Here is a 13252-nt window from a genome sequence, read left to right as displayed (position 1 = left end):
CGGCTTTTTTTTGCATTAAATCCGAGTAAAAATAACCTCCAAACGAGGAGGTTATCAACATACATTATTTTACTTCAATAATATCAAGACGTTCTGCTGAAAAATCAGGTTTGTCATCTTCATCTATAAATGGTTGGAGAGGTAGTTCTTCTTTGTCAAACGCAAGATCACCGCCATTGATAACGTCATCTCCATGAGAAATATTTTTGAAGTCGAATAACTCGGTATCACATAGATGAGACGGAACAATGTTTTGAGTGGCGCGGAACATGGTTTCGATTCGGCCTGGATAACGCTTGTCCCAATCACGTAGCATCTCTTTAATAACTTGACGTTGTAGGTTTGGTTGAGAGCCACATAGGTTACATGGAATAATCGGGAACTCTTTAGCCTGCGCAAAACGCTCAATATCTTTTTCCCGACAGTAAGCCAGTGGGCGAATAACAATGTGCTTTCCGTCATCACTCATCAATTTAGGTGGCATACCTTTTAACTTACCGCCATAAAACATATTTAAGAACATGGTCTGTAAAATATCATCACGGTGGTGACCAAGCGCAATTTTAGTTGCGCCTAACTCAGTTGCTGTACGATACAAAATTCCACGACGTAAACGTGAGCACAGTGAGCAGGTTGTTTTCCCTTCTGGAATTTTTTCTTTTACGATCCCATAGGTATTTTCTTCAACAATTTTGTACTCTACACCAAGGTTATCAAGGTATGCAGGTAAAATATGCTCAGGGAAACCGGGTTGCTTTTGGTCCAAATTAACTGCAACTAATGAAAACTGGATAGGGGCACTTTTTTGCAAACTTTGCAGTATGGAAAGCAGCGTGTAACTATCTTTACCTCCAGACAAGCAAACCATTATCCGGTCACCGTCTTCTATCATGTTAAAGTCAGCGATTGCTTGGCCAACATCACGGCGAATTCTTTTTTGCAACTTGTTTAAGTTGTACTGTTCTTTATTTGTCGTCATTCTATACTGTTCTATTACTGGGGGGTTATATTGCTGATAGATAACTGTACATTCGGCTTTTAAATTATTATTGTTCTATGTTTAAAGCCTAATCAGCGAGATTTATAAAAAGAAGCCCATGATAGCAGAACCTGAGGGAAGAGTGATACCAGTTCGTTCAAAGAGGTGAAAATCGGAGCCCACTCACCGTTATTAGAGTCACATAAACTTAACGTTTTCTATCCGTTGATGGTATGCCTCCAGTTTTAGCTTTAAACACTCAAGCCCCGTGATAACACGCTCTGTAGGTAATGACGTATTAATTCCAATTGCTAAACATTCGCGGGTTCCTTCATCAATAATATTGAGTGCTCTAAAGTGTTTACTGCAATATAAACTGTTATGCATGAAACCCAATACCCATTGAATAATCGAATTTTTTTCAGCATGACCTCTGCAATGGTTATGGTAGAGGAGCTAATTATAGTTGTCTTATTTTTTGGGGGAATGGACAATTACTTTTATTTTAGATATAGAATAAACAATTTTTCAATTACCATCGTTCATTTTGTTAATTTTATAAAGTATATCTTTTTTATATTAGAAAAACACAACTATATTGTGTCCTACTTATTCTTATATAGTATAAGTAGGATTAATAATGAATAAGAAGTAAGAAATAAAAAATTTTATCTACTGGTGATTTTTATATATTCATCAATAAATGGGAATATTAGTAACTTAATAAACTGTTAATCACGGTAGGAACTATATTGGCATTATAGGACCTATATTTGTGACTCTTAGATAGAATGTGTTTTCCATTTTTAATTATCAGGCTTTTCAATTCAGAGGAAATAATAGCGAGATGGAGTGAGTGTGTTATTACAGGGTTATAATAATTTAATGCTGTAATAACAATAAGATATTGAATAGAAATGTTAGCTAATTAACGCTCTGACTTATTTGTAAAAAGAGAATCTTTGATTTTTAAATTTAGTTTATAAATGCGATGTGATTCACATTTTAAGTGTTATGTATCAAAAAAAACAAAACAGATGCGTTTATTTGAATTATTATGTTTTTGCACGTTTGGGTTTTGAACTATCAATATAACTATAAACTAAATGTAAATGCTTAAATTCATATTTTTAAGCAGGAACATATGTTGAAACTAAAATTTAAGTTTCTTTGTTTTAAATTGGTGGGTTAAGGAGATATTAAATCAACTAATCATGATTAAAATCTATTAATGTGGTGATATTTATGAAATATCTTATATTCTTTTTTAGTCTAATTTTTGTTTTTCTTATAGCGTATTTACTTAGTTTTAGTAAAAAAAACATAAAACATAAGCTTCCATCAATACTAATATTGCTAACATTGGAGTTTATTGTTGCAGCTATTATGCTGAATACTACAATTGGGCTTGCTACTCTTGACGGTATAGCATCAGGTATTCATTATATAATTAATTATGCTAATAAGGGGATTGATTTTGTTTTTGGCGATATAAGCAGTAAAACCTCTATGGTGTTTGTTGTTGTCGCTCTTTTACCTTTGATTTTTATTTGTTCGATAATTGGTATACTTAAATATATCGGCGTCTTAGACTTAATTATTAATACTATAGGTTTTCTAATTAACAAAATATCTAAAGTCGGAAAATTAGAGTCTTTCGCTGCTATTAGTGCGGTGATAGTCGGAATGATGCCTGCTTATGTATCAATTAAAGATTACATTCCAAGGCTATCTAAAGCACAGATGTATACTATTGCTGCATGTACTGTCTCAACAGTAGATATTGCATTGCTAGGCGCGTACACACAAATGATTGAGCCACGCTATGTTTTTATAGGTGTTAGTCTCAATTTCTTTAGTACTTTTATTATTGTTTCTATTATTAATCCAAGTGACCCCACAGATATTGCAAGTTGTCCTTTGGGGACAAATAAAGGTGAAAGGGGGTCATTTTTTGAAGTGTTGACCGATCACATGCAGGATGCCTTTAAGCTTATTCTTGCAATTGTTCCTATAATTATTGGTTTTGTCGCCTTAATTAGTATGTTGAACGATGTTTTTTTAAATATTTTAGGAATTAGTTTTCAAGGAATTCTCGGCTATATTTTTTCGCCTTTAGCTTTTATTTTGGGTAGTTCATGGGATGAAAGTGTTAATTTTGGAACAATTATAGCAACTAAAATTTTATCGAATGAGTTTGTTGCTATGATTGACTATATGAAATTAACAAACATTACACCACGAACAGATGCAATTATGTCCGTATTTTTAATATCATTTGCAAATTTCGGTTCTATCGGAATGATTATCGGTTGCGTCACAAGTATAAGCCGAGAACATGGAAAAATGATTGCATCAAATAGTTTTAGATTGATTGTTGGCTCAACTTTAGTCAGTTGTTTATCAGCGACGATTGTTGGTATTTTTGTATAAAATATAAATAAAGGAGTAATAAAATGCACAAAATAATAATAGACTGTGATCCTGGTGTAGATGATGCAGTTGCTATTTTTTTAGCCTTAGCTTCTCCAGAAATAGAATTAATAGGCATAACCACCGTTGCAGGGAATGTTGAATTAGAAAAGGTTCACAGTAATGCACGACAATTACTTGCATTAGCCAATAGGCAGGATATTCCTTTAGCGAAAGGTTGTGAACGCCCACTAATGTCTAAAAGTGGGAGTAAAACTCATGTTCATGGTACTGATGGTCTAGCTGGAGTATTGCTTCCCGCATCAGATTATCAAAATTATTCTGGTCACGCCGTAGATTTTATTATTGATACGGTAATGTCAAATCCAGGTGAAATAACATTATGCACAATGGCTTCTCTTACTAATATCGCAGTCGCTATCATCAAAGAACCAAAATTAGTCGATAATGTAAAAGACATTGTAGTCATGGGAGGAGCTGCATTTACACAGGGGAATATAACGCCAGCTGCTGAGTTTAATTTTTATGTGGACCCCCATGCTGCTCATATCGTTTTTGATAGTGCACGACATATTACTATGCTTGGTCTGGATGTAACAAGTAAGGCTGATATAAGAGCTGGTTTGTGTAGTCCTTTGGAAAAAGGTGGCCTCATCGCTCAGACTGTTGCTGAAATGTGCCGAAGATATGCAGAGTTTGACCCATTTCTCCATGATCCCTGCGTTATCGCATACCTCATTAAACCTGAGATTTTTTCAGGTGTTGACGGTTCAATTACTATCGAATATGAGTCTAATAAATTATTCGGTCATAGTTTTGCTTACACATCTACCACCATTAATCATGACCCAAAAGCTAAATATAATGAAGCTAAATGTAAAATTATTACTGACGTTGATACATCGAAATTAATATCTTTAATTACAGAACGTATCATAACTCTTTGAGGTAAAGAGTAGCAATTGGAATCTAAGTTGACATTTATTTAAAATAAAGAGACTTATTATGGATACTGACTCAGTAATTAAGTGATTGTTTGGCCAATACCTTGGATAATTATTTTCTACAGTTTATTTAAGTTGTGGCATTCTCTTGTTGATAGATAATTGTACATTCTGTTTTTAAGCTATTATTGTTATATACTTAAAGTCTAATCAGCGAGATTTATAAAAAAGTGGAAAATATATTGGGAGTGGTACCTTCTTTATAATCTTTATCTTATTGTTTAAGCAATAAGAAGAACTTAATATATAAGAAAATACGGAGGACATATGCCAGCAGTTGACCCTATTGAATTGGTTTCTTCTTTACTAGCTAGTACCATTAAAATGGTAATTACGCCAACAGAATATTTTTTTCAAAGTAGTGCTATTGGGGATGCTATTTATATAAGCTTGTTATTTTTTAACTAAAAATGATGAAAGTATCATCACAATGAGGCTAATCTGATACACATGAAGGAAGTACTCGCTTCCTTCATGGTGGAAAGTCATACGGGGATACTAACGAGGTAATTCATCACACAATTTTTGTAAAGTAGTTAAAAATTTACCCACATGGAAACCATCACAAACAGCATGATGTACTTGTACTGCTAAGGGAAGCCATATTTTATTATTTTCACTATAGTATTTCCCCATAGTAAAAATAGGAGTGAAAGCGTTAGTAATATCTGCAATATTTAGATTAAAGCTATCGAATGAAACCCAAGGCAAAGATGATACATAGAATACATTTTCAATTTGCTGTGATTGAGGCTGCAAATTGAGATTATCTTTATGTAATGCTAGTTGCTGGTGATAGTTCTCCATAAACACTGCCATTTCTGAAGAGTACTCACACCATAAGGAAGAAAAAGTTTCAGTATCTTTATGAAAGATAGTAAAGCTGGGGTTAACTTCATCCCACAAAATAAGCTCACCATTTCTTTTGGCAAATCTAAATTCTTTATAGGTATTAGCTACCCGTGATAATAAATAAATTACCGAGGGGTAAAATTCATATCCATTTGAATTTATATGCTTTTTAAAGTTGGTGATATCTATTTTCGTTGTTAAACTAAACCCACAATTTATGGTCTTTTCGTAGGTGTTGTAATGTTCCTTACGTAACCATGTCTCTATATTAAATTTAGTATAGTTCATAATTTATCCTTCTAATAAGTTAATGTGATTGTTATTAGAAGGGGAACTTCTCTGTTTTCAATTGATTCATAATGATTTTTTATATTATGTTGAAGTTATACTTGTATTTTAACTAGCCTACTTTTGTTTGTCGAGGTCTCTAATTTAACTCCTTCAATGCAAGGCACAATTTGCGTGATAGCACCATGTATTCATACACATGATTGTGCGTTGACGTAAGTATCAAAGAAAGTTTTGATATCTATATTGAGTATTTTAGATAGTACCATTAGGTGCTCAATAAATATGGAGAGAGTCCCATCTTCATATTTTATGTATGATTTTTCAGGGATAGATATTAATTCTGCCATTTCTTTTGTCGTAATTTGATGTTCTATACGCTTTTGCTTAATGAGTTCACCGAGTACTGCATTGCCAACATTATTTTTATTCATAGTAACCTGTTATAAGTTTGGTTTTGGTTTTTTTATTATCTTAGATGGAAATTAATATTCAATGGGTAATAATCTGTAAGTTTAAGAGGAAATAAACCTAAGTTCTTAAGATTAAAAATAAATTTCATAAGGTATAGTAAATAATTATAAAGTAACATTGTTGTGTTTTATAATCTAAAGGTGAAGGTTAATAGATATGAAATTCTATTTAATGGCATAAAATACAATTTTCCACTTAATGATATGTTAATTTTGATACAGTTATTTAACAGAAACTATCTTTAACAATAATCATTAAAGACAGAATCTATTGTTCGTTAATATTGATTAAACAGACAGCGCGAGTTCTACAGCTTTTTGAGCATGAATAGCGGTAGTGTCAAATATTTCTACTGTTGTATCATTTTGATTAACAAGTAATGTTATCTCAGTGCATCCTAAAATGATACCTTCAGCACCACTTTCTACTAGGGATGCCATTATACGCTGGTATTCTTTTCTAGATTCATCATTGATTTTCCCTAAACAGAGTTCATTATAAATAATATCATGAACTATTTTTCTATCTTTTTCGCTGGGTATTAATACATTCAAATTAAAATTATCAATTAACCTTTGTTTATAGAAAGGTTGTTCCATAGTAAAAGCAGTACCTAAGAGCCCAATTTTTTTAATACCCGATTGTATAATGCGTTCACCTGTTGCATCGGCTATATGTAATAAAGGAAGACCCGTTTGAGACTCAATGCGTGGTGCGACTTTATGCATGGTATTGGTACAAAGAACAAGAAAATCAGCACCTGCAAGCTTTAAACGATCTCCTGCATCAGCTAAACATCGTGCTGCTAAATCCCATTGCCCGCTAGATTGATACTGTTCTATTTCAGCAAAATCAACACTATATAAAACAATTTTAGCAGAATGCAAGCCACCTAGCTGTTGTTTTATGCCTTCGTTAAGCTGTTGGTAGTATAGTAATGTTGATTCCCAACTCATACCACCAATAAGGCCTATTGTTTTCATTCTTTGCGTTCCTATTATTGTGTCGTTTTCTTACTATACTGATTGCCTACAAAGAAAAACAAGAGAAACGAGGTAAATTTCTCTAGATGATTAAGGGGAGAAAACAGTTGTAATATTAAACACAATTTAACATTACATATCAAAGGGTTTTTGTATTTAACTTATTGAGATAAAAAAAGGATAAATATAGAAAATTTTACGTTTTAAAGATGGATTTAAATTGATATCTGGTTATTATCATAATGAACATTATTTCTACAAAATTGGTCATATATGGTGATAATAAAAATGAATTTCTTCAAAGTAATCATTGCAATACTTATTTTTGGTGCTGCATTTCTGTTAGGAGCACTATATATGAAGCCGACCCAATTGAGCTTAGTTGAGCAGGTGAAAAAGAATGTTTATGATGTTTTAGCGTATCCACAAGCCGCAAAATTTAGAAATATTGAATATCATTTTTCTCGCTACACAGCGGATAATGGTAAGGTGGGTTATGTTTGTGGGGAGGTTTATCGATATAAAAATGATAAGCCTGATGGATTCAAGCGCTTTATTGTTAAATCGTATACTAATGATGAAGGCCGCATGGATATTTCAATTCCCTTTATTGACGGAGGGCATGAAATACTATTGCCAGAACAAGTTAATCAAATTTGGAATGATAAATGTTCGAGTCCTGCTTCACCACTAGAGTAAGGAATTACGTGTGCTAATATTTTTATAGCACACGTTTTAGGTTACTTTTCGTGGCCTAGGCTAGACGATATATTTCAATACAGTGGGGCAGGTGGCCATTTTTTGGGACTATTTTGTAAGAACATAGATTCAAATAGTTTTTCAAGGAAATTGAATATAATTTTTGAATAAATAGAGAAATACCACAGATCACATAGTAACGCCATGAAACTAACAAATAAAACTGGATTATATATTACTAGCTTAGTGTTATACTAAAGATGTTACACTTTGTTTTGTTATTATTATGAAACAAAAAGAAGCCTTTGTGGTCAACGATGACTATATTTTTTGATGTTCATTTTTTAATGAATTTTTAATTTAGTAGTTTAAGGAGTCGATAATGGTTAGTAATAATAATGCACGTCGTTTGTTAGGTATGCCTTATAAATTAAGCCGCTCTAAAAAAAACATACGTGTTTCGCTGAGTTCTAAAGATAATTCCACAGTTGCAGTGCAAAAGAATAAAGCGACAGAAAAGAAGACATATCATTCAGTAACTGTTTTTTACCCAGAATATGTTATTAGTTAATTGAATGTAACCCTCTAGTACTCACTAGGGGGTTAAAGTTATTTAATCAGAACTGGAATTTTCTTATTAAATTACATTATCTCATTTCAATATTCCCCATATGAGTCATTGCCTGAGTTTTCTATTATAAAAATAAACAGTAGTCATAAAATAGATTAAGCGATATTATTCGCATTAATTAAAAACTAAAAAGAAAGATGGCTATCAGGTGTTGTAGAATGAAATTTTTTTGTTACCTACTATTTTTATTTTGTTTCTCTCTTTTAGGGTGCTCTACTCAGTTTAAATCCGATGAAGAAACTAACCGTTTAAAATTTAATATTCAACACGCAAATACGGTTCCTATTAAGGACTCTGTAGAGACCTTGGCTGTTTCTGATATGTTGCCAGGTGATATTCTTTTATCATCTGCTACAGGGTTAAATTCATGGGGAATTCGGTTATTTAGTATTAGCGGGGTAAGCCACGCATCTATTTATCTGGGTTTGGGGGAGGTTGCTGAATCTGTTGGAAGTGGGGTTAGGATCATTACGTTAGACCAAGCAGTGAAGGATTCTAATAACATGGTAGTGTTGAGACAAGCTGGTTTAACATCATTACATGCAGAAAAATTACGCGAATTTTCAGTTCAAAATAATGGAAATAAGTATAACTATAAAGGTATTGTGATGATTGCTCCTTGGATGATCACAAAAAGAGTATGTGAACTTCCATTAATTGGTGAAACGATACGTAATTTTTGCTTAAAAACATTAGCGACAGTTCAATTAGGCGATGATATAGACCAAGCTAATGGTTTCTTTTGTTCACAGTTTGTCTTAGATGCTTATAAGTATGCGGGTATTCCTTTGTTTGAGGGGAATTCATCATGGATAACACCTGCGGATATATTACATATGCGTACAGGTGATGTACCGACTTTCATGCCAACTCAACGTTTATCGTATGTTGGACATTTGAAATCATGGAGCTTTAGCAGTGCAATACGCAGAAAATAGTGTGTAATTAAACTAAAAAAAAGGCCAACATATAAAGTTGGCCTGCTAAACTGGAAGCAATGTGAGCAATGTCGTTTGTGATAAACCTGAGTGATTTACTCAAGTATTCACGAAGTAAAAGATAACCATTCTCATTTAAGAAATCAACCCCTTTTTTTATGTAGTTAATTCTTTCCTTTTTTTGCCTTAATACGTTTTTTATTTATAAAAAACAATGTATTGTAGGTTTAACTCTAATGAAAATTACTTTTCGAATAAAAAATTTTTTTAAAAAAACACATTAATGAGATTATTCTTCCTGAGATTAATCATTAATAGGCGTGTTTATGATGCGAAAATTAAAGGTAGGTGTAGTCGGCTTAGGAGCTATTGCACAAAAAGCGTATTTACCAATCTTAACTAGAGAGGAAAACTGGGAGTTGATTGGCGCTTTTTCGCCTAATCAATTGAAGGCAAAACTGATTTGTGACAGTTATCGTATTCCTCTGTTTAGTAATATTGATGCACTTGCACAGCAATGTGACGCTGTTTTTGTTCATAGTGCGACGAAAAGCCATTTTGAGGTAATCAAGCGGCTATTAGATGCAAACGTTCATGTCTATGTTGATAAGCCATTGACTGAGTTAACGGAACAGTCTGAGCAATTAATTGAATTAGCAGCGCGGCGCCAGAAAATGTTAATGGTTGGATTTAACCGCCGCTTCTCACCGTTTTATATGTCAATTAAACAAGATATTAAAAAAATCAGGTCTATTCGTATGGATAAACACCGTATGGACAACGTAGGGCCGAGTGACGCTAGATTTACTTTATTAGATGATTATTTGCATGTCGTTGATACTGTATTATGGATAGCGCCAAATCATGCAGAGTTAATCAGTGGTAGCATTCATAAAACAAATGCTGACGAGTTGTTTTATGCAGAGCACCATATGCAAGCGGGTCACTGTTGGATAACAACATCGATGCATCGCAAAGCAGGAAGTCAACAAGAGCAACTTATTGTGATTGCAGAGGACAGTATTCATCAAATAACCAATATGAACCACTGGTGGAGTGAAAATGTGGTTGGTATTAGTGAGAAAAAACCCGCTAATTGGGATTCAATTTTAGTTCAACGCGGTTTTGATGGTGCAATTCGTCACTTTGTTGATTCTATTTCAAATCAAACTCAACCGTTGATCAGTGGTGAAGAGGGCTTGAAAGCCCAACGCATGGTTGAACAAATGATATCTACAGCGAATAAAGTCAGCGATTAATTATGTGATAGGGTAACCGTAATTATCGACTCTATTAAACGTTAAAATTTTGGTATCTCATGATGATATAGGAACACCGGATGATACATTTACAAGAAAGCTCTGACGTATTATTTGTTGCAGGGTTTGGCCCGATAGTGACTGACTATAATAAAAGCCATTCTTTTTATCTTGAGTTGTTAAAGCTACCTTTAAAGCCAATAGAAGAAGGGAGCCAATATTTGACTTGCGAACAAGAAGGGCTTGAAGGAGTTAAACATTTTGCACTTTGGCCTATAGAACAAGCAGCCCAGTCGTGTTTTAGGCAAAGTGAATGGCCTGAAAATATACCGATACCACAAAGTTGGATGGAATTTGAGGTTGTTGACATCGAAAGAATCACGGACAGTTGCCTTAAGGACGGTTATATCTTATTAGTTAATAACCGAATGGAGCCTTGGGGACAAACAGTAACAAGGTTATTAAGCCCAGAAGGTATGTTAGTTGGTTTAACGGTGACGCCATGGCTAAGAGAATAACCTGCTTTTATTTGTAGCTAGAGATCTCATTTATCTTTGTGGATAAGAGACATTTATTAGTAATTGTTTATAATTTTGTTGTAGAACTTCATTTTAACTATTTTTAGGAGGGGTTATGTATAAAACGATTCTGGTCCCTATCGATTTAACAGAAGATGAATTAACCAGTAAAGCCGTTCGTCATGCAGTTAATCTAGCAAAACAATCGGGTGCTAAAATTCATCTTATTCATGTTTTACCCATTTCCTCAGCAATTATTAATGCGTACGCTTTAGGTTACATGGAAATAAAAGACCGTGCGACAGTGAAAGCAGAAGAAGACATGAAAATGTTAATGGATTCAATTGATTTACCTCACGATGACGTTAGTTATACGATAACGTTTGGTTCTCCACGAGATGAAGTGATTAATACAGCAAAAGACATTAGTGCAGATATTATTGTCATCGGCTCTCGTCGCCCAAATATTACAACTCATCTTTTAGGGTCAACTGCCGCAGGTATCGTGCGTTACGCGGAGACATCAGTGTTGGTTGTACGTTAATAATTAGAGGAGAGCCTGCTCATAGGGTAGGTTCTTTTTTATTTCATTATTGGTATTTCCAATTTTATTAGCTTTATCACTCAAGTTGATTGATCTTACTTATAACAAGGTGAGTTTGAGTCAGTATGGAAAAGTTTTCGCAAGAATTACTGCGTGTTGAACACTTTGTTCTGAGAGTTTTGCGTTTTTATTTACTCGGACTTTTGATTTTTTTTCTTGGGTTATTACCCGGTATCATCGGTTTTTATGTTATTGAAGGCCACTCAGCTGTTGAGTCAATGCTTAATGCGTTGTCTATGTTGAGTGGACAAGCTATTGAGCCGGCTCCTATTACACGAGGAGGTCGTTTCTTTATCGCTATTTATGGTTTATTTTTACAAAGCGTTTTTATTATCAGTATTGGATTAATTGTAACTCCTTTCATTCATCGCATTTTGCATAAATGGCATTTAGAAGAATAATTTTTTGTTGTAATAGTAAGGGGCTTCACAGCTTTTTTAGTGTAGTAAGACTATACTTTGAAAGATTAAAAGTAAAATATTCACCCGCTACGCCTAATAATTAAGTTGTAAAAATACACAACAATACAACTTGAATAAAAATCTAAACATAATTAATAAGGGGCATCATATGTATCAAACAATTTTGGTTCCCGTGGATATATCTGAAGATGTATTAACAGATAACGCATTAAAACATGCTATTTATTTAGCAAAAATCTCAAATGCGAAAATTCACTTATTTCACTCAGTTCCAGATGTTTCAAGATTTTCAATGAGCTACAGTTATCATTATGATTTATTGTCTTCATTTGCTAAAAAAGCTCTTGAGCGTTCAGAAGAACAGCTAAAAGAAATCATTGAAAAAATTGATTATCCGTCAGATAAAATCTCTTATAAGGTTGAGTTTGGCTCACCACGAGATAAAGTTTTATCAGAAGCTGAGGCAATTGATGCTGACCTTATTGTCATCGGCTCACGCAATCCAAGTATTTCAACGCATTTATTAGGTTCAAATGCTTCAGGGATTGTGTCCTATGCGAAGATCTCGGTACTCGTCGTTCGATAAAATAAAAATAGCCTGCTAGCAGGCTATTTTTTGTCTATTAAGAGCGAATAAACCTAGGGGGTTTTAACCGCTTCTTTGGCTTGCTCAATTGCTTTAAGTGCTTGGCTGCAAGCTTGCTCTTGTGCATCATCAGGGTAGCTAGCAAGGGCTTTTTTCGCTTCTTCTAATTGAGACTTCATTAATGCAATCTGTTCACCTGCATTGGCTTCATCTTTATATTGTTCTTCGGCTTGCTTAACAAGGTCGTTCATTTCTTTGAAATAAGTATCACAGGTTGCACCTGCATTTGCATTAAATGCAGTGAAAGCCATTAATAGACTAAATGCAATCGGAAGAGTTTTTTTCATCGTATTTTCGCTTTCAAAATTCATAATATCGTCAGAATAACACCCCATATTCAAAAACGCACTATTCGAACACGTGAATGTTTTTAACTGATAAGTTTTTTCTACATATTGAGAATATTCCTGTTGGTCACTAACGACAATAGCATAATTTGCAAAATACAAATGATAATCATTCTTGACTGAGTGCAATGTAAAAGTGTACATTTAAGTACACTTTAAATAATGATAAAGAAAG

General features: G+C 33.7%; 16 protein-coding genes and 1 pseudogene. 11 read left to right on the top strand and 6 right to left on the bottom strand.

Translation table 11 applies throughout. The features are described 5' to 3' along the window. Positions 1-64: 64 nt before the first annotated feature. Positions 65-979 carry a tRNA 2-thiocytidine(32) synthetase TtcA gene (ttcA, locus tag PR809_RS15170; RefSeq protein WP_102139673.1) on the bottom strand — a complete coding sequence of 305 codons (915 nt, stop codon included), beginning with the start codon at positions 977-979 and terminating at the stop codon, positions 65-67. A 249-nt stretch (positions 980-1228) separates the two neighbouring features. Then, a pseudogene (locus PR809_RS15165) lies at positions 1229-1387 on the bottom strand (IS3 family transposase); the annotation flags it as partial. An 837-nt stretch (positions 1388-2224) separates the two neighbouring features. On the opposite strand from PR809_RS15165, the gene PR809_RS15160 reads away from it, so the two are divergent. The 3 genes from PR809_RS15160 to PR809_RS15150 all read left to right on the top strand — a co-directional run bounded on the left by PR809_RS15160 (position 2225) and on the right by PR809_RS15150 (position 4824). After that, positions 2225-3412, top strand: coding sequence for a NupC/NupG family nucleoside CNT transporter (locus PR809_RS15160; protein WP_241098825.1), 1188 nt, complete (start codon positions 2225-2227; stop codon positions 3410-3412). A gap of 23 nt (positions 3413-3435) precedes the next feature. Then, positions 3436-4359: a nucleoside hydrolase gene (locus PR809_RS15155; protein WP_102139671.1), complete on the top strand. Its 924-nt coding sequence runs from the start codon at positions 3436-3438 to the stop codon at positions 4357-4359. 324 nt (positions 4360-4683) lie between these two features. Continuing rightward, the gene (locus tag PR809_RS15150) at positions 4684-4824 is read left to right on the top strand and encodes a hypothetical protein (protein WP_206277118.1); all 141 of its coding nucleotides are present in this window, start codon (positions 4684-4686) and stop codon (positions 4822-4824) included. Positions 4825-4914: 90 nt separating this feature from the next. Here the strand turns inward: PR809_RS15150 and catA are convergent, their stop codons facing one another. From catA to PR809_RS15135, 3 genes are all read right to left on the bottom strand, one after another. Beyond that, positions 4915-5556 (bottom strand): type A chloramphenicol O-acetyltransferase, encoded by a 642-nt coding sequence (gene catA / locus PR809_RS15145; protein WP_166265206.1) that lies wholly within the window; start codon positions 5554-5556, stop codon positions 4915-4917. A 191-nt stretch (positions 5557-5747) separates the two neighbouring features. Further along, the gene (locus PR809_RS15140; protein WP_102139669.1) at positions 5748-5990 is read right to left on the bottom strand and encodes a helix-turn-helix domain-containing protein; all 243 of its coding nucleotides are present in this window, start codon (positions 5988-5990) and stop codon (positions 5748-5750) included. 327 nt (positions 5991-6317) lie between these two features. After that, positions 6318-7013 carry an aspartate/glutamate racemase family protein gene (locus PR809_RS15135; RefSeq protein WP_166265203.1) on the bottom strand — a complete coding sequence of 232 codons (696 nt, stop codon included), beginning with the start codon at positions 7011-7013 and terminating at the stop codon, positions 6318-6320. A gap of 288 nt (positions 7014-7301) precedes the next feature. Between PR809_RS15135 and PR809_RS15130 the strand changes: the two genes are divergently transcribed. The 8 genes from PR809_RS15130 to PR809_RS15095 all read left to right on the top strand — a co-directional run bounded on the left by PR809_RS15130 (position 7302) and on the right by PR809_RS15095 (position 12670). After that, the gene (locus tag PR809_RS15130) at positions 7302-7712 is read left to right on the top strand and encodes a hypothetical protein (RefSeq protein ID WP_181489840.1); all 411 of its coding nucleotides are present in this window, start codon (positions 7302-7304) and stop codon (positions 7710-7712) included. A gap of 382 nt (positions 7713-8094) precedes the next feature. Continuing rightward, the gene (sra, locus tag PR809_RS15125) at positions 8095-8283 is read left to right on the top strand and encodes a stationary-phase-induced ribosome-associated protein (protein ID WP_102139667.1); all 189 of its coding nucleotides are present in this window, start codon (positions 8095-8097) and stop codon (positions 8281-8283) included. Positions 8284-8480: 197 nt separating this feature from the next. Further along, positions 8481-9281: a YaeF family permuted papain-like enzyme gene (locus PR809_RS15120; RefSeq protein WP_256372925.1), complete on the top strand. Its 801-nt coding sequence runs from the start codon at positions 8481-8483 to the stop codon at positions 9279-9281. A 329-nt stretch (positions 9282-9610) separates the two neighbouring features. Further along, positions 9611-10540, top strand: coding sequence for a Gfo/Idh/MocA family protein (locus PR809_RS15115; protein WP_166265425.1), 930 nt, complete (start codon positions 9611-9613; stop codon positions 10538-10540). Positions 10541-10620: 80 nt separating this feature from the next. After that, positions 10621-11058 (top strand): glyoxalase, encoded by a 438-nt coding sequence (locus tag PR809_RS15110; RefSeq protein WP_206276812.1) that lies wholly within the window; start codon positions 10621-10623, stop codon positions 11056-11058. Between the two features lie 115 nt (positions 11059-11173). After that, on the top strand, positions 11174-11602 hold the full coding sequence (locus tag PR809_RS15105; protein ID WP_102139664.1) for a universal stress protein: 429 nt from the start codon (positions 11174-11176) through the stop codon (positions 11600-11602). Between the two features lie 125 nt (positions 11603-11727). After that, positions 11728-12063, top strand: a complete 336-nt coding sequence (locus tag PR809_RS15100; protein ID WP_102139663.1) for a hypothetical protein — start codon at positions 11728-11730, stop codon at positions 12061-12063. A gap of 169 nt (positions 12064-12232) precedes the next feature. Further along, positions 12233-12670, top strand: a complete 438-nt coding sequence (locus PR809_RS15095; RefSeq protein ID WP_102139662.1) for a universal stress protein — start codon at positions 12233-12235, stop codon at positions 12668-12670. 53 nt (positions 12671-12723) lie between these two features. Here PR809_RS15095 and PR809_RS15090 read toward each other — a convergent pair whose 3' ends face one another. After that, positions 12724-13017 (bottom strand): DUF5339 family protein, encoded by a 294-nt coding sequence (locus PR809_RS15090; protein ID WP_036958707.1) that lies wholly within the window; start codon positions 13015-13017, stop codon positions 12724-12726. Positions 13018-13252 lie beyond the last annotated feature (235 nt).

Origin of the sequence: Providencia sp. PROV201 (genome assembly GCF_028479545.1) — a bacterium.
GTDB lineage: Bacteria > Pseudomonadota > Gammaproteobacteria > Enterobacterales > Enterobacteriaceae > Providencia > Providencia huaxiensis.
This window is presented reverse-complemented; position numbering and strand designations above follow the sequence as displayed.